Raw genomic sequence first — 16,351 nt, 5'->3', positions numbered from 1 at the left:
GCGGCCGGCCAAGGGATGGGGAATCCCCATCAGTGCATGATCGAGGCGTCCGGCCTCAGGGCGCGAGCGACATCCACACGCTCTTGAGCTCGGAGTACTCCTCCAGCGAGTGGTGGGACTTGTCGCGGCCGTTGCCCGACTGCTTGACGCCGCCGAAGGGCACCGTCTGGTCCATGGCCGCCCAGTTGTTGACGAACACCTGCCCCGACTGCAGCCGCCGGCTCACCCGCATGACGCGGTCGATGTCCTGGCTCCACAGCCCGGCCGCCAGGCCGTAGTCACTGTCGTTGGCGAGACGGATCGCCTCCTCCTCGGTGTCGAAGCCGAACACCGCCAGCACCGGGCCGAAGATCTCCTCGCGGCCGATGGCCATGGCCTCGGTGACGCCGTCGAACACCGTCGGCGGGATGAACAGCCCCTTGCCATCGACCTCGGTGGCCTCGCCGCCGGCGCGCAGGACCGCGCCCTCCTCCACGCCCTGGCGGATATAGGCCAGCACCCGCTCGTACTGGGCCCGGTCGACCATGGCGCCCATGAAACTCTCGGGGTCCAGCGGGTCGCCGGGCTGCATGCGCTCGGCGGCCGCCAGCACCTTCTCGACGAAGGCCTCGCGGATGGCGTCCTCCACCAGCAGCCGCGAGCCGGCGATGCACACCTCGCCCTGGTTGTGGAAGATCGCCGCGGCGGCATGCTCGGCCACCTTGTCCAGGTCCTTGCAGTCGGCGAACACCAGGTTGGGGCTCTTGCCCCCGCACTCCAGGTAGACCCGCTTGAGGTTCGACTGGCCGGCGTACTGCATCAGCTGCTTGCCCACGCCGGTGGAGCCGGTGAAGGCCAGGCAGTCGACGTCCATGGACAGCGCCAGGGCGCGGCCCACGGTGTGCCCGTAGCCCGGCAGCACCTGGAAGACGCCGCGGGGCAGGCCGGCCTCCCGGGCCAGGCTCGCCAGGCGCAGCGCCGACAGCGGCGACTTCTCGGAGGGCTTGAGGATGACGCTGTTGCCGGCGGCCAGGGCCGGGGCGATCTTCCAGGCGGTCATCATCAGCGGGAAGTTCCAGGGCACGATGGAGGCCACCACGCCCAGCGGCTCGCGCAGCACCAGGCCCAGGGCGTCCTCGCCGGTGGGCGCCACCTCGCCGTAGAGCTTGTCGATGGACTCGGCGTGGTGGCGCAGGCAGGCGATGGCCCCGGCCATGTCGCCCAGCGAGCTCGCGATGGGCTTGCCCATGTCCAGGGTGTCGAGCAGCGCCAGCTCGTGCTTGTGCGCTTCCATCAGGTCGGCCAGCCTGAGCAAGACGCGCTTGCGCCGGCCCGGGGCCAGCCGCGACCAGTCGCCGCCGTCGAAGGCGGCCCGGGCCACCGCCACCGCGCGCTCGGCGTCGGCGTCATCGCAGCTCGCCACCTCGGCGAGCGTCTCCCCGGTGGCCGGGTTGATCGTGGTCAGGGTGGCCCCGCCCTGGGCATCGACGAAGGCATCGTCGAGGTAGGCGCGGGTCTCGAAGGTCAGCGAGGCGGCCAGCGCCTGCCAGTCGGCGCGGGTCCGGGGTGAGGCTTGGCTCATGGCGGTCATGACGAAACTCCCTCGATCAGGCCGGACGGTCGGCGCGGGCCAGCATGGCGTCGCAGAGCACCTGGGCGCCCAGGGCGCAGTGCTCCGGGGTGGCGTACTCGGCCTCGTTGTGGCTGATGCCGTCACGGCAGGGGATGAAGATCATCGCGGTGGGGGCCACCCGCGAGACGTAGACGGCGTCGTGGCCGGCGCCGCTCATCATGCGCCGATAGGGCACGTCCTGGGCCAGGGTCGCCTGCTCGACGGCCGCGATGCACTCGGGGGCGAACGCCACCACCGGCGAGGCCCAGATGCGCTCCCGGGACACGCCCACGCCGAAGGCCTCGCCGGCGGCGGTGAGCTCGCGCTCGAACAACGCCTGGAGGGCGTCCAGCTCGGCCTCCACCACGTGGCGCAGGTCGACGGTGAGGCGCACCTCGCCGGGGATGACGTTGCGCGAGGCGGCCTCGATGTCCAGGCAGCCGCAGGTCACCTTGGTGTCGCCGCTGGCATCGGCCAGGGCATGGGCCTGCAGGCGGTCGATAAGCCGTGCCGCCGCGGCCAGGGCATCGTGGCGCAGCCGCATGGGCGTGGGGCCGGCATGGGCCGGCTGGCCGGTGAAGGTGACGTCGAACCAGCGCATGCCCTGCACGCCGGTGACCACGCCGATGGACTCGCCCGCCGCCTCGAGCACCGGCCCCTGCTCGATGTGCAGTTCGAAGAAGCCGTCCAGCCGCGGCTCGCCCACCGGCAGGTCGCCGGCGTAGCCGCTGATCTCCAGGGCCTCGCCGAGGGTCACGCCGTCGGCATCGCGGCGGCTCAGGGTGTAGTCGACGGAGAACTCGCCGGCATAGGCGCCGGAGGCGACCATGGCCGGGGCGAAGCGGCTGCCCTCCTCGTTGGTCCAGACCACCAGCTCGAGGGGGCGGTCGGTGACGATGCCCTGGTCGTGCAGGGTGCGGAACACCTCGAGCCCGGCCAGCACGCCGAGGATGCCGTCGAAGCGGCCGCCCTTGGGCTGGGTGTCCAGGTGGCTGCCGGTACCCACCGGCGCCAGGTCATCACGCCGCCCCGGACGGCGGATAAAGAGGTTGCCGACCCGGTCGACCCGCCAGGTGCAGCCGATCGCCTCGCACCAGTCGAGCAGCTGCCGCCGGCCGGCGGCGTCCTCGGGGGTCAGGGCCAGGCGGCAGCTGCCGCCGTTCGCGGTGGGGCCGATCTCGGCCATGGCCATCAGCGTGTCCCACAGCCGCTGGCCGTCGATGGAAGTCGTCATGAAGCGCCTCTTGGGTCGTTGTTCGGGCAGGGCGACCACCGTTGGAGGTGTCGAGGGGCGCCGGGGACGGGGCGAAGAGGAGGTCCTACGCCATGGACGGCGTCGGTAGCGCCCATGGAAGGGTTCACAGCGCCTCCTCGCAGGCCCGTCGACGGAACAGCCCCGAGCGACAATGCCAACGGCAGCCCTGATCTCAGGGGCGTTGTTTGCCGTGAGATCACCTTACGAGGGCGGCGCAACGCCCCGATATACCCCAATCAGGATATGTCGCGCGCTTGCCGGGGCTGGCTAGGCTGACCTCCACTCGACAGGAGGTAACGCCATGACCACAACAACCACCCGCCCGACGACCGACCATCCCGTCCTCGATGCCAAGGCCCTGTGGCAGAAGGACAAGGACCACTTCATCCACCCCTTCACCGACTTCAGCGTCTTCCACCAGGAAGGCTGCGACCTGATCACCGACAGCGAGGGCATCCACGTCCAGGATGCCAAGGGCAACCGTTTCATCGACGGCATCGCCGGGCTGTGGTGCGTCAACGTCGGTCACGGCCGCGCCGAGATCGGACAGGCCATGGCCGACCAGGCCACCCGCATGGCCTACTTCTCGACCTTCAACAACCTGTCCAACGCCCCGGCGGCCGAGCTCGCGGCCAAGCTCGCCGAGCTCGCGCCCGCCCACCTCAACCACGTCTTCTACAGCTGCGGCGGCTCGGCGGCCAACGACGCCACCATCCGCCTGGTGCACTACTACTTCAACCGCCTGGGCAAGCCGGAGAAGAAGCGCATCCTCTCGCGCAACAACGCCTATCACGGCACCACCTACCTGGCCGCCAGCCTGACCGGCATCGAGAGCAACAACTGGGACTTCGACACCCTCGACCACCTGGTCACCCACCTCAGCGAGGCCAACTGCTACCGGCGTCCCGAGGGCATGAGCGAGGCCGAGTACTGCGATCACCTGGTGAAGGAGTTCGAGGAGACCATCGCCGAGATCGGCGCCGACAACATCGCCGCCTTCATCGCCGAGCCGATCATGGGGGCCGGCGGCGTGCTGGTCGCACCGGAGGGCTACCACCAGCGCATGCAGGCAGTGTGTCGCGCCAACGACATCCTCTTCATCGCCGACGAGGTGGTCACCGGCTTCGGCCGCCTGGGCCACTTCTTCGCCTCCGAGGCGGTGTTCGACACCCGTCCGGACATCATCAACTGCGCCAAGGGGCTGTCCTCGGGCTACGCCCCGCTGGGCGCGACCCTGATCTCCGACGAGCTCTACGAGGTCCTGGGCACGCCACAGCGCAAGGGCGGCGTGCTGAGCACCGGCTTCACCTACTCCGGACATCCGGTGAGCTGTGCCGCGGCGCTCAAGAACATCGAGATCATCGAGCGGGAGCGCATCTGCGAGAACGTCCGCGAGGTGGGCCCCTACCTGGAGGAGCGGCTCAAGACGCTCTCCCACCACGCCACCGTGGGCGACGTGCGCGGCAGCCATTTCATGATGTGTCTCGAGAACGTGGCCGACAAGGCGACCAAGGCGCTGCTGCCGGTGGAGGCGCGGGTCGGCGACCGGGTCGCCTTCGAGGCCCAGAAGCGCGGCCTGATCATCCGCCCGGTGGGCCACTTGAACATCGTCTCGCCGCCCCTGGTCTGGTCCCGGGACACCGTGGACCGGGTGGTCGCCATCCTCGACGAGGCCCTGGGCGCGGCCACGGAGTCCCTGAAGGAGGACGGTTACCTGTAACCCGCCGGCAACCGCCGCGTGTATCACTCGGCATCTCCCGACGGGGCGAGCCACGGCGCAATGATCAACCACAACAATTCAACAACTAGGGTTAATGACCATGTCACACTCTCCTTCGGGCTCGAAGGCCCACCCCATAGGCTTCGGCAGCGCGACTAAGGGTGGCCTGATATTTCTCGTCGTCGTGCTGATGGCAAGCCTCAGCAACTTCGCCCTCGTCGACGGCGACGACTATGGCCTCTACAGCCTGGTCCCCACCGCCGTGGTGCTGGGCATGGCCATCCTCACCCGACGCACCATCGAATCGCTGCTGGCCGGCACCCTGGTCGGCCTGGTGATGGTCGACCCGACCTCCGTGGTCACCCAGGGCTCGGGCATCCTGCTCGGGGTGCTGGGCAACGACACCGTCACCTGGATCATCCTGGTCTGTGGCCTGTTCGGCAGCCTGATCGCCCTGCTGGTCAAGACCGGCGGCGTGCTCAGTTTCGGCGACACCGTGACCCGCCGCATCCACACCAAGCATCAGAGCCTGCTCACCACCTGGTTCCTGGGGCTGATCATCTTCGTCGACGACTACCTGAACGCCCTGACCATCAGCGCCTCGATGAAGAAGATCACCGACCGCTTCAACATCTCCCGGGAGAAGCTCGCCTACATCGTCGATTCCACGGCGGCGCCGGTGTGCATCCTGGTGCCCTTCTCCACCTGGGCGGTGTTCTTCGCCGGCCTGCTGGAGGAGAATGACGTGACCGGCAACGGCATGGGGCTGTACATCGAGGCCATCCCCTACATGTTCTATGCCTGGGTGGCCGCGGCCATCGTGCCGCTGGTGGCGCTGGGCTGGATGCCCGACATCGGCCCGATGAAGGCGGCCGAGGCCCGGGCCGCCGGCGGCCAGCCGATGCCCGAGGGCGTCGACGACGCCGCCCTGGAGGTGGACGAGAGCAAGCCGCGCCCGCACCTGATGAACTTCCTGCTGCCGATCGCCACCCTGATCTTCTTCACCTGGTACTTCGAGATCGACATCCTGCGCGGCGTCATCGTGGCGCTGGCCGTGACGCTGGTGCTGATCGGCGCCCAGCGTCTGCTGAGCTTCCATGACACCTTCGACACGGCGCTGGAGGGCTTCAAGGCCATGATCATGCCGCTGGGCACCCTGGTGGCCGGCTTCACCCTCAAGGAGGTCAACGACGTCCTCGGCCTGACCGACTTCGTGATCGCCACCGTGCAGCCGCTGATGACCGCGGGCATGCTCCCGGCGGTGGTCTTCGTCACCATGGCCTTCCTGGCCTTCGCCACCGGCTCCTTCTGGGGGCTCTTCGCCGTGGCCATGCCCATCGTGCTGCCGCTGGCGGCCAGCGTCGACGCCAGCATGCCGCTGGTGGTGGGCGCGCTCATCTCGGCCAGCGCCTTCGGCAGCCACGCCTGCTTCTACGGCGATTCCACCGTGCTCTCCGCCCAGGGCAGCGGCTGCACGCCCATGGCCCATGCCCTGACCCAGCTGCCCTACGTGCTGATTGCCGCGACCATCGCCACCGGTGTATTCCTGATGGTCGGCCACCTGTGAGACCTGCCATGACGACACGCAACCAAGCGGGCGCCCCGGCGGGCGCCCCCCACGACACCCCGGCGGCCCAGGGCTTCGCCATGCCCGCGGAGTTCGCCCCCCACGATGCCTGCTGGATGCTGTGGCCGCAGCGTCCCGACAACTGGCGCTACGGCGCCAAGCCGGCCCAGAAGGCCTTCGTCGAGGTGGCGACGGTCATCGCCGAGAGCGAGACGGTGTTCGTCGGGGTCAACGACGACCAGTACGAGAACGCTCGCGTCCAGCTGCCCGACCACATCCGCGTGGTGGAGCTGTCGAGCAACGACGCCTGGATGCGCGACGTCGGCCCCACCTTCCTCACCCACCCGGACGGTCGCCTGGCCATGGTGGACTGGGAGTTCAACGCCTGGGGCGGCCTGGACGGCGGCCTCTACTTCCCCTGGGACAAGGATCGGCGCATCCGCACCAAGATCGCCGAGATGCTCGGCGTGGAGCGCTTCACGGTACCGGTGATGCTCGAGGGCGGGGCCATCCACGTGGACGGCGAAGGCACCCTGATCACCACCGAAGAGTGCCTGCTCAACCCCAACCGCAACCCCGACCTGACCAGGGCCGACATGGAAAGGGTACTGCGCGACAGCCTGGGCGTGGAGACCATCATCTGGATCCCGCGGGGCTGCTACCGGGACGAGACCGACGGCCACGTCGACAACCTGGCCTGCTTCGTGGCCCCCGGCGAGGTGGCGCTGACCTGGTGCGACGACCCGGCCGATCCCCAGTACGCCATCTCCCGGGAGGCGCTCGCCGTGCTGGAGACCGCCCGGGATGCCCGCGGCCGCACGCTGAAGGTCCACAAGCTGCCCCAACCGGGGCCGCTGCACATCGCCGAGGACGAGGCCAGCGGCATCGACCGCCTGAGCCACTCGCACCCCCGCCAGCCCGGCGACCGCATGGCCGGCTCCTACGTCAACTTCTACATCGGCAACGAGGTGGTGGTGATGCCGCTGCTCGACCCGGCCCGGGACGACCAGGCCCGGGCGATGCTGCAGGGACTCTTCCCGACCCGTCGGGTGGTCGGCGTGCCGGCCCGGGAGATCCTGCTCGGCGGCGGCAACATCCACTGCATCACCCAGCAGCAGCCCCGCCCCTGATCCCGACCGTCCGCCACCGCCTCCGGGCGGTGGCCTTCCCGTCTCACAGCACCAGGCTGACCACCAGGGCGGCGCCGCCCACCACCAGGGCGGTGACCACGGCGAAGGTCACCAACCGATCGAGCCAGCGGTCGAAGCGCGCCCAGTCGAAGCGTCGCCTCCCGCGACGACGGGTGGCCCCTCGCCGGCGGGGCCGGGGACCGCTGCGCATGAGGATCATGGCCGACATCCGTTTCTCACCTGATATCCTGAGCTTAGGGGCTGCAAGGACCAGCGGCCAGCCATTGCGTTGCGACGCCTGCGCCCCCATCTTGTCGAGGTGTCAGCCGACGAACGGAGCCCGTCATGCCACGCTTCAAGGAGATTCCCCTCTCGGTGCTGGACCTGGCACCGATCCGCCAGGGGGGCAGCGCCGCCGACAGCTTCCGTGACAGCGTCGCCCTGGCCCGGCTGGCCGAGCGACGCGGCTTCAAGCGCTTCTGGCTGGCCGAGCACCATGGCCTGGAAGGCATCGCCAGCGCCGCCACGGCGGTGTTGATCGGCCATATCGCCGGCCAGACCTCGCGCATCCGGGTGGGCAGCGGCGGCATCATGCTGCCCAACCATCCCCCGCTGGTGGTGGCCGAGCAGTTCGGCACCCTGGAGACGCTCTACCCGGGCCGCATCGACCTGGGCCTGGGACGTGCCCCGGGCGCCGACGCCGCCACCATGGCGGCGCTGCGCCGGGATCCACGCGCCGGGGTGGACGACTTCCCCCAGCGGCTGGCGGAGCTGCGCGCGGTCCTGGAGGAGGCCCGGCCGGACCAGCGGGTTCGCGCCGTGCCCGGCCAGGGCACCCGGGTGCCGATCTGGCTGCTCGGTTCCAGCGACTACAGCGCCCGCCTGGCCGCGCGGGAAGGCCTGCCCTTCGCCTTCGCCGCCCAGTTCGCCCCGGCCATGCTCCACGAGGCCCTGGCCGTCTATCGCGACCACTTCCAGCCCTCGGCGGTGCTCGAGGTGCCCTACGCCATGGTCGGCCTGCCGGTGATCGCCGCCGACAGTGACACCCAGGCCGAGTACCTGGCCACCACCTCGCGCCAGAAGTTCCTCGGCATGATCCGCGGTCGTCGCACCAAGGCCCTGCCCCCGGTGGAGGAGATGGACTGGACGCCGCGGGAGCAGGCCCAGGTCGAGCAGTTCCTGGGCGCGGCGGTGATCGGCGGGCCACAGACCGTGCGCCAGGGCCTGGAGGCGTTCCTCGCCTCGACCGGCGCCGACGAGCTGATGGTCCACACCGACGTCTTCGCCCTGGAGGATCGCCTGCGCAGCTATGCCATCCTGGCCGATCTCCACCAGGGGACGGCGTGAGGTCAATGGCCCCTCCCCCGGCGTGCTTGCCGGACGCCGGAGGAACGTTTGCCGCCCGCCGCTTTCCAACGGGCAGCCATTCACGGCGGTCCGCCGCCCGTCTCGTCGAGGGAGTTCCCCATGCCCGATCCCAAGGACCCGCGCCACAACGCCGCCTGGCGGGCGGCCCAGCAGTGGCAGCAGCGCGCTCGTCAGGCCCGGCCAGGCGGGCATCTCGGCGGCCTGAAGCTGCTGCTCACCTGGCTGGCCTTCGGGGTGATGATGGTTGTCGCCCTGGTACTGGGGCTCGTCTTCCTGCTGGTCGGCTGGGCCATGCTGCCCTTCCTCCGCCATCGCATGAAGAAGCGCCTGGAGCGCATGCGCGCCGAGCAGGCCCAGGACGTGGGCGGCGAGACCCACTACCGGGAGACCACCTACCGCGAGACGCGGTCCCGCGACGGCCGGACCCGGGATCAGCAGGTCCTGGAGGGGGACTACGAGGTCAAGGAGCAGGACGACGACTGGCGCCGACCTCGCGCCGGTCGGCCGCCTCCCCGCCCCTGGCGAGCTCGCCCCTCAGCGCCCCCACCTCCTCGCGCAGCGCCCGCACCTCGCCGTGCAGCTCGCGGATCAGGTCGCGATTGGCCCGGTGCAGCCGGGCCTGCTCGTCCTCCTGGCCGTCGACGAACAGCGAGCCCACGTAGGCGGCGAAGCTGCCGAACAGCCCCACGCCGGCGACCATCAACGCCACCGCCACCACCCGACCCAGGGTGGTCACCGGGAAGAAGTCTCCGTAGCCCACCGTGGTCACGGTGACGAAGGCCCACCACAGCGCCTCCTCGGCGGTGTCGATGGCACTGTCGGGGTTCGGGCCCTCCACCAGCAGGATGGTCATCGAGCCGAAGGCCACCAGCAGCAGGGTCGCCGTGGCCGCCGAGGCGAAGATCCCCTCGGCGCGATTGCGGAACAGCAGCCGCCAGATCATGTGCAGCGACTTGATGGCCCGCAGCAGGCGGATGACCTGCACCACCCGCACCAGGCGGCCGGCGAACAGCAGCCCGGCCGGGATGCTCGCCAGCAGGTCGATCCAGCCCCAGCGCATGAAGCGCCACTTGTCCGGCGCGGCCCGGAAGCGGATGCAGAAGTCGGCGAAGAAGAACAGGCAGACCACCAGGTCGAGGTAGTGCAGCAGCCGCGACAGCTCGGCGGGCAGCGCGAACAGCACGTCCACGGCCAGGGCTCCGAGGACGTAGAAGGACAGCACCAGGATCAGCAGCTGGAAGGGGGTGAGGCGTTCGTTCATGGCAAGGAGATCGGCTCGGGGGTCACGGCCCGCACCTTACCCCCCTGCCGCGCGCTTGTCGCGCCCGACGCGGCAGGCCGGCGGCGAGGCCTGCCGTCCCAGGCGCCGGGCCTGGTCCAGGTGAGCCTGGAGCGCCTCGATACGCGAGCCGTGGGCGGGGTGGGTCGACAGGAACTCCGGCGGCTGGTCGCCGCCCGCGGCGGCCATGTTGCGCCACAGGGCCACGCTCTGGGCCGGATCGAAGCCGGCCTCGGCCATGATCTCGAGGCCCATCAGGTCGGCCTCCTCCTCGTGGGTGCGGCTGAACGGCAGGGTGAGGCCCAGTCGGGCGCCGATACCCAGGGCCCGCATCAACGGCTCCTGGGCGAGCTCGCCTTCGCCGAGCAGCCCCACCAACAGCAGGGCGGCCTTGATGCCCAACTGCTGGGTGAGCCGCTCGTTGCCGTGATCGGCCAGCACATGGGCGACCTCGTGGCCGATCACCGCCGCCAGCTGAGACGGCGTCTGCGCGACCCGCAGCAGGCCGGCGTGGACGCCGATCCGCCCGCCGGGCAGGGCGAAGGCGTTGGGCGAGGGATCATCGAACACCACCACCTCCCAGGCCTCGGGCATCGCCGTCTCGGGATAGTGGCGCCGGGCGGCCTCCACCACCGCCCGGGCGACGCACTGCACCTGCCGGTTCAGTGCCGGATCCCGGGCCGGGGGCTCGCGCTCGCGCAATTGCGCGAAGGTCCGCTCGCCCAGCTCGGCCATCAGGCCGTCGGGCACCAGCGCCAGCTGCGACCGGCCGGTGGGCGTCTCCTCGCAGCCGGCCAGCAGCAGGACCATCGCCACCCCAAGCACCCAACGCATCACAGTCTCCCCCTGGCGAACAGGTTGTCAGCATAACGGCTCCAGGCCGTAAGTTCAGTCGCCGAGCTCTCGACCAAACACCATGCCCCCGAACGGGCCCCTCCGGCGGACGGGTCGGCGTCCTGGACGCCAATTTCGTCACGCCGGCCGCGATGATCACCGCTGCATGGGTAAGCGAGGTGCGACATGAGCATCAAGATCCTGATCACGTTGTTGCTGGTAGGCCTGTTGACGGTCGGCTGCGCTAATCAGATGGGCCGGGAGCATGCCCAGCAGGGCACTCAGCCGTCCAGCGGATACCATGATCTCTGGTGGTATTGAATGCCTCCATGCCCCCCGCCGGCCTCGCTCGAGGTGGGATGAGGCGTTGACTCGGGATCATGACGTGGGCCAGGCGTGGCCCCCTGCACGGGAGCCGTCACCGCGTCCCCGATCGCGAACTCCCCGACGGGCAGAGGCCTCAGCCGGCCATCACCGCGTCCAGGGCGGCCAGGTAGCCCTGGCTGCCGAGGCCGGCGATCACCCCGTCGGCGCGCAGCGAGACATAGGAGTGATGACGGAAGGCCTCGCGCTTGTGGACGTTGGAGAGATGCACCTCGATGACCCGGCCGTCGAAGGCATTGAGGGCATCGAGGATGGCCACCGAGGTATGGGTGTAGGCGGCGGGGTTGATGATGATCGCCGCGGTGCCGTCGAGTCTCGCGGCATGGATGGCGTCGATCAGCTCGCCCTCGTGGTTGCTCTGCCGACAGAGGATCTCCCAGCCGCCGCGGGCGGCCCGTTCGCGCAGGGCGTCGTCGATGTCCTCCAGGGTCTCGTGACCGTAGACCGCGGGCTGGCGAGTGCCCAGCAGGTTGAGGTTGGGGCCGTGCAGGACCAGGACCTTGGCTTGACTCATCGTGCTATCTCCGGAGAGGACCGCCGTGAGACAGGGGCATCCCGCCCCTGTCGGTTGACGCCTCATGTTCCCAGACCCCTGTGCCGGCGTCGAGCCGAGGGGGAACAGGGCCAGGGATATCGCAGTTAGCGTTATAGCTCGGGGCTGATCCGTCGACAGGTCCCGGAGCGCCGGACCGACGAGGGGGCGCTGTGACCCCCTCCCTGGGCGCTACCGACGCCCTGCGGCGCTCTCGCATCCTGCTCCACTTTGCAGGACCGGTGCTGGCCATCCGTGGCCAGCCCGTTCGGAGGAATCCTCCTCACCCCTGGCGTAGGCCCCCCTCTTCGACCTGTCCCCGGCACTCCTCGCCAGATCCAACTGCGAAAGCCCTGAGATCGGAGCTCTCCCGCGAAAAACATCCAATCTGGTCAGAATGCCACCGCTGGCCGTTACCCCTGATCGCATGGACCTGCCGACAATGCGCTTGTGCAAGGCGGCGTGAGCCCACCTGCCTCGCTTCACATTCGGGGAAGCGCCCCATGGCGTCTCCCCAGGGTTCCGCATCGGCATGGCAGATCGTCGTGCCACTGCCATCAACAAGTCCAAGAGGTGACACGATGGACAAGACTCGTCTGGCTGGAAAACATTGCTTGATCACCGGGGCCGCCCGCGGCATGGGCGCCGCCGTCGCCGAATACTATGCCGCCCAGGGCGCCAAGGTCTGCGTCGCGGACCTCAACCTGGAAGGCTGCGAGGAGGTCGTGGCCCGCATCCGCGAGAAGGGCGGCGAGGCGATCGCCTGTCGCCTGGACGTGACCGACCGCGAGCAGATGAAGGCCGCCGTGCAGGCCACCGTGGATGCCTTCGGCAGCCTGAACGTGATGCTGAACAATGCCGGCATCAACAAGCCGCTGATGTTCCTCGACATCACCGAGGAGAACTGGCACCAGATCATGGACGTCAATGCCCTGGGCTGCCTGATCGGGATGCAGGAAGCGGCCAAGCAGATGATCGACCAGGGCAAGGAGAACGGCCCCTACAAGATCATCAACGTCGGCTCGATCCTGTCGCGCCAGGCCTTCGACGACGTGGTGCCCTACGCCTGCAGCAAGCACGCGATCCTCGCCATGATCAACGGCGGTGCCAAGGCCCTGGTCGATCACAACATCACCGTCAATGGCTACGGCCCCGGCGTGGTGCGCACCGAACTCTGGGAGCAGCTCGACAAGGACCTGGTCGAGATCGGCAAGTTCGACAAGCAGGGGCAGTCGATGGATCAACTGGCCGATAGCATGATCCTGATGAAGCGCTACTCCTATCCGGATGACGTGGTCGGCACCGCCGCCTTCCTGGCCAGCCAGGAATCGGATTACATGACCGGTCAACTGCTGATGATCGACGGTGGCATGGTCATGCAGTGAAGGGAGGACGGGGGGTCAGTACGCCCCTCGCGCCCGCATGGCCTGGTCGGCCCTGTCCTGAGCTCGGGACAGGGCCTTCTTGATGGATCGCCGCCCGTCCAGCACCTCGAAGATCTCGTTCCCGGCGATATCGATCAGCTCGGCGATCCCCGGCACGGGCGGACGCGGCCAGGCCTGGAGGATGTCCCGGCGAGCCATGTCGTCCACGATCCCGATCAGGGGGGACAGCGCCGCGACCTCGGGATCCTGGCTGACGCTGAAGCGCGGCGTCACCAGGCTGCCGTTCATGATGTAGAGCTTCGACATGTTGGCCGAGGTCAGGTGGCGCAGGGCCGTCCAGGCGGCCTCGACCCGCTCCTCGGACAGGTTGGCCGGAATCGCCAGCGCATAGCCCCCGATCGGGGTGATGGTGCGGCCGTACTGACCGGTGGGATGCGGCAGATAGCCGGTGTTGCCCCAGGCCGGCGATTTCCGGTCGAACTCGATCAGCGGCGCCAGCAGGGTGTAGCAGTAGGCCAGGCAGGATTCGCCGGCGGCATAGGACTTGGCCCGCTCGTACCAGGCCATGTGGAGGATGTTGGGCGGCGAGAATTTCAGGATATCCAGCATGTATTCGCAGGCGCGGTAGGCCGCGTCCGACAGGAACATCGGGCGCAGGGCCTCGCCGGTCGCCTGCTCGAAGTCGAAGCCGCCATCGGTGGGGCTGAGGTTGACGATCGGCTGGCCGAACTTGGCCATGAGGAAACTGAAGGTATGCCCCAGGGGCGTGCCACGGGCTGCGTTCCAGGCGATCCCGTAGCGCCCCTTCGCCGGATCGTGGAGGCGCCGGGCGGCCTCGATCAGGCCATCGGTGGTGGTCGGGGGATCGAGCCGGGCCTGCTCCAGCAGGTCTCGCCGGTAGCAGAGCAGCTCCGGCGTCGTCTGCAACGGGATACCGTACTGCCGCCCGGCATGGCGGGCACTCCGGATGGCGACCGGGTGGAAGTCGGACAGGTCCTGCCCGTCGCGCTCGATCAGGGGATCGAGCGGCATGATGACGCCCTTCGCGGCCAGCTCACCGAACCACGGCAGGTCGCAGGCCACCAGGTCGTAGCGCGAGGTCGCCCGGCGCGCGTTGTCGAGGATCTCCTCGAGCAGGCCGTCGATCGACTTCGCCGTGTTGTGGATCTCGAGGCCGAAGATCGACTCCAGCTGCCGCTTGAGGTTGTGCATCGCCGTGAAGGTGGGGTCGGCATGGATCAGCGTCCGCAGCCCCCCCTTCATCTCGAGGCGTGCCGAGAGCACGGCGGGCGGCGAGATCACCCGCCCCGCCTCGGCGCCGAGGAAGATCCGGCTGCCCAGCTCCGAGGCGGGATCCACGCCGAACAGCGGGCCCAGGAGGGCCTTGATGCGGTTCGCGTAGGCCTCCCACTCGGCGATCATCTCGGAGGAGGGATGCAGCGAGACCGTCTTGCCGGTGCGGGTTCGAGGGCGGGCGATGACCAGGCCGCGCCGCCGGATGCTCTCGATGCCGCGCTTGGCGGTGCCGTAGGACAGCCCCGAGGCCTCCGCCAGGGACGTGGGGGTGGTCAGGCGCCCGGCCAGGTGATTGCGCATCAGGTGGATCATCATGCGCATCTCCCGATAGCCGTTGGCCATGGAGAGGCTCTGCTCGGTCTCGTCCTCGAAGCGCTCGACGAAGTCGAGGAAGCGGGCGAACTCCGTGCTGGACAGTTTCGACATCGGCGTCTGGGTCAGCCGATCGTAAGGGCCCTCCGGATGGCTCTCGTCGGAGTGGTCGGTCATGCTCGCCTCGCCTCGGGGTCGGACACGGCTCCAAGATAGCGCCACCGTGATCGCGGCGGCAAACCCGGGCTCAGGTCAGCCAGCCGCTGCCGTCCAGCGTCAGCCGCCCCCCCAGCGCCAGCAGCAACAGCAGGATGATCCGGAAGAACTTCTCGCCGTCGAGGTGGCGCTGGATGACCAGCCCCAGGCGCACTCCCAGCCAGGCCACCGGCACCAGGGCCAGCGCCACCATCAGGTTGTCGACCACCAGCAGGCCGAGCAGGCCGTAGGGCACCAGCTTGACCAGGTTGATGGCGGCGAGGAAGACCACCGCGGTGCCCAGGAACTGCTCCTTGGTCAGCCGTTCCTGCAGCAGGTAGAAGTTCAGCGGGGGCCCGCCGGCGTGAGCGATGAAGCTGGTGAAGCCGCCGATGCCACCGCACAGCGCCCCGACCCACCCCGGCAGGAGGTAGCCACGGAACGGCTTGAGCAGCCCCCACAGCGCGAAGACGATGGAGAAGACGCCCAGCAGGGTCTTGAGGAGGTCGTCGTCCCAGCGGCCATAGGTCAGGTAGCCGACGCCGACCCCGAGCACCGCCGCCGGGAACATCAGCCACAGCAGGCCGTCCACGCGATGGCGCCACCAGGCGCGCAGGCTGAAGGCGTCCATCACGATCAGCAACGGCAGCATCACGGCCACCGCGAAGGCCGGGCTCGCCTGCAGGGAGATCAGCGGCACCGCCACCACCCCCACGCCGCCGGCTAAGCCCGACTTGGAGATGCCGGTGAGCAGCACGCCCGCCACCAGCAGGGCCAGCAAGGAAGGATCGAGGATCATGCGCAACCGCCCCCTGACGACAGCGGGGCCGTGCGTGCACGGCCCCGCGATGGATGACGACGATCAGAGAACGTCACAGACCTCGTCGAAGGCGAACCGATCCTGGCGCGGGAAGAGCGCCGAGGCATCGCCATAGCCCAGGTTGCACAGGAAGTTGCTCTTCACCTTGCCATCGGGGAAGAAGGCCTCGTCCACGGCGGCGTTGTTGAAGCCGGACATCGGCCCGGCACTCAGTCCCAGAGCGCGAGCGGCCAGGATGAAATACCCCCCCTGGATGGAGCTGTTGCGAAAGGCCGTGGCGTTGATGAAGTCCGGCTTGCCCTCGAACAGCGACTTGGCCTCCTTGTTGTGGGAAAACATGCGCGGGAGGTGCTCGTAGAACTCGGTGTCGTAGCCCAGCACGGCCACCACCGGCGCCTGCATGGTCTTCTCCTGGTTACCGGGAAGCAGTGCCGGCTTGAGGCGCTCCTTGGCTTCCTGGCTCTTCAGGAAGAGCACGCGAAGGGGCTGGCAGTTCATCGACGTGGGGCCGAAGTGCATCAGGTGATAGAGCTCGCGCAGGGTCTGCTCGCTGACGTCGCGGTCCAGCCAGACGTTGTGGGTGCGCGCCTCGGTGAACAGGGTCTGGATGGCGTTCTGGTCGATGGCGTTCATGTCGTTACCTCTCTAGCGGGTCGGGAGTGTCGGGATCGCTTGGTCGGCCG

Annotated in this window: 15 protein-coding genes; 6 read left to right on the top strand and 9 right to left on the bottom strand. The window is 69.0% G+C overall.

Annotated elements, in window-relative coordinates; genetic code table 11:
* Positions 1 to 55 precede the first annotated feature (55 nt).
* Both BEI_RS01630 and BEI_RS01625 read right to left on the bottom strand, forming a co-directional pair.
* Positions 56 to 1,570 (bottom strand): aldehyde dehydrogenase, encoded by a 1,515-nt coding sequence (locus BEI_RS01630; protein ID WP_379802326.1) that lies wholly within the window; start codon positions 1,568 to 1,570, stop codon positions 56 to 58.
* A gap of 16 nt (positions 1,571 to 1,586) precedes the next feature.
* Positions 1,587 to 2,825, bottom strand: coding sequence for a M20 family metallo-hydrolase (locus BEI_RS01625; RefSeq protein ID WP_097787865.1), 1,239 nt, complete (start codon positions 2,823 to 2,825; stop codon positions 1,587 to 1,589).
* A gap of 322 nt (positions 2,826 to 3,147) precedes the next feature.
* Between BEI_RS01625 and BEI_RS01620 the strand changes: the two genes are divergently transcribed.
* The 3 genes from BEI_RS01620 to aguA all read left to right on the top strand — a co-directional run bounded on the left by BEI_RS01620 (position 3,148) and on the right by aguA (position 7,263).
* Positions 3,148 to 4,566 (top strand): aminotransferase, encoded by a 1,419-nt coding sequence (locus BEI_RS01620; protein WP_097787864.1) that lies wholly within the window; start codon positions 3,148 to 3,150, stop codon positions 4,564 to 4,566.
* A 190-nt stretch (positions 4,567 to 4,756) separates the two neighbouring features.
* Complete coding sequence (locus BEI_RS01615; protein ID WP_097790963.1) at positions 4,757 to 6,133, top strand: Na+/H+ antiporter NhaC family protein; 1,377 nt, start codon at positions 4,757 to 4,759, stop codon at positions 6,131 to 6,133.
* A gap of 8 nt (positions 6,134 to 6,141) precedes the next feature.
* Positions 6,142 to 7,263 (top strand): agmatine deiminase, encoded by a 1,122-nt coding sequence (aguA, locus tag BEI_RS01610; RefSeq protein WP_097787863.1) that lies wholly within the window; start codon positions 6,142 to 6,144, stop codon positions 7,261 to 7,263.
* Positions 7,264 to 7,306: 43 nt separating this feature from the next.
* On the opposite strand, the gene BEI_RS01605 is transcribed toward aguA, so the two are convergent.
* Positions 7,307 to 7,492 carry a hypothetical protein gene (locus BEI_RS01605; RefSeq protein WP_097787862.1) on the bottom strand — a complete coding sequence of 62 codons (186 nt, stop codon included), beginning with the start codon at positions 7,490 to 7,492 and terminating at the stop codon, positions 7,307 to 7,309.
* A 116-nt stretch (positions 7,493 to 7,608) separates the two neighbouring features.
* Between BEI_RS01605 and BEI_RS01600 the strand changes: the two genes are divergently transcribed.
* Positions 7,609 to 8,610, top strand: coding sequence for an LLM class flavin-dependent oxidoreductase (locus BEI_RS01600; protein ID WP_097787861.1), 1,002 nt, complete (start codon positions 7,609 to 7,611; stop codon positions 8,608 to 8,610).
* 481 nt (positions 8,611 to 9,091) lie between these two features.
* On the opposite strand, the gene BEI_RS01590 is transcribed toward BEI_RS01600, so the two are convergent.
* Both BEI_RS01590 and BEI_RS01585 read right to left on the bottom strand, forming a co-directional pair.
* Positions 9,092 to 9,892 (bottom strand): ion transporter, encoded by an 801-nt coding sequence (locus BEI_RS01590; RefSeq protein WP_097787860.1) that lies wholly within the window; start codon positions 9,890 to 9,892, stop codon positions 9,092 to 9,094.
* Between the two features lie 36 nt (positions 9,893 to 9,928).
* Positions 9,929 to 10,744, bottom strand: a complete 816-nt coding sequence (locus BEI_RS01585; RefSeq protein ID WP_097787859.1) for a M48 family metallopeptidase — start codon at positions 10,742 to 10,744, stop codon at positions 9,929 to 9,931.
* Between the two features lie 186 nt (positions 10,745 to 10,930).
* On the opposite strand from BEI_RS01585, the gene BEI_RS19365 reads away from it, so the two are divergent.
* On the top strand, positions 10,931 to 11,065 hold the full coding sequence (locus BEI_RS19365) for a hypothetical protein (protein WP_265331679.1): 135 nt from the start codon (positions 10,931 to 10,933) through the stop codon (positions 11,063 to 11,065).
* A gap of 139 nt (positions 11,066 to 11,204) precedes the next feature.
* Here BEI_RS19365 and aroQ read toward each other — a convergent pair whose 3' ends face one another.
* Positions 11,205 to 11,642: a type II 3-dehydroquinate dehydratase gene (gene aroQ, locus BEI_RS01580; RefSeq protein WP_097787858.1), complete on the bottom strand. Its 438-nt coding sequence runs from the start codon at positions 11,640 to 11,642 to the stop codon at positions 11,205 to 11,207.
* A 599-nt stretch (positions 11,643 to 12,241) separates the two neighbouring features.
* Here aroQ and BEI_RS01575 point away from each other — a divergent pair.
* Entirely contained in the window at positions 12,242 to 13,045 is an 804-nt protein-coding gene (locus tag BEI_RS01575) for an SDR family NAD(P)-dependent oxidoreductase (RefSeq protein WP_097787857.1), read from the top strand.
* 15 nt (positions 13,046 to 13,060) lie between these two features.
* Here BEI_RS01575 and BEI_RS01570 read toward each other — a convergent pair whose 3' ends face one another.
* From BEI_RS01570 to BEI_RS01560, 3 genes are all read right to left on the bottom strand, one after another.
* On the bottom strand, positions 13,061 to 14,830 hold the full coding sequence (locus BEI_RS01570) for an ABC transporter substrate-binding protein (protein WP_097787856.1): 1,770 nt from the start codon (positions 14,828 to 14,830) through the stop codon (positions 13,061 to 13,063).
* Between the two features lie 70 nt (positions 14,831 to 14,900).
* Positions 14,901 to 15,647 carry a sulfite exporter TauE/SafE family protein gene (locus tag BEI_RS01565; RefSeq protein ID WP_097787855.1) on the bottom strand — a complete coding sequence of 249 codons (747 nt, stop codon included), beginning with the start codon at positions 15,645 to 15,647 and terminating at the stop codon, positions 14,901 to 14,903.
* Positions 15,648 to 15,710: 63 nt separating this feature from the next.
* A complete protein-coding gene (locus BEI_RS01560) occupies positions 15,711 to 16,301 on the bottom strand; it encodes a malonic semialdehyde reductase (RefSeq protein WP_097787854.1) in 591 nt (196 codons plus the stop codon).
* Positions 16,302 to 16,351 lie beyond the last annotated feature (50 nt).

It is taken from the genome of Halomonas beimenensis, assembly GCF_002549795.1.
Taxonomy (GTDB): Bacteria; Pseudomonadota; Gammaproteobacteria; order Pseudomonadales; family Halomonadaceae; genus Halomonas; species Halomonas beimenensis.
This window is presented reverse-complemented; position numbering and strand designations above follow the sequence as displayed.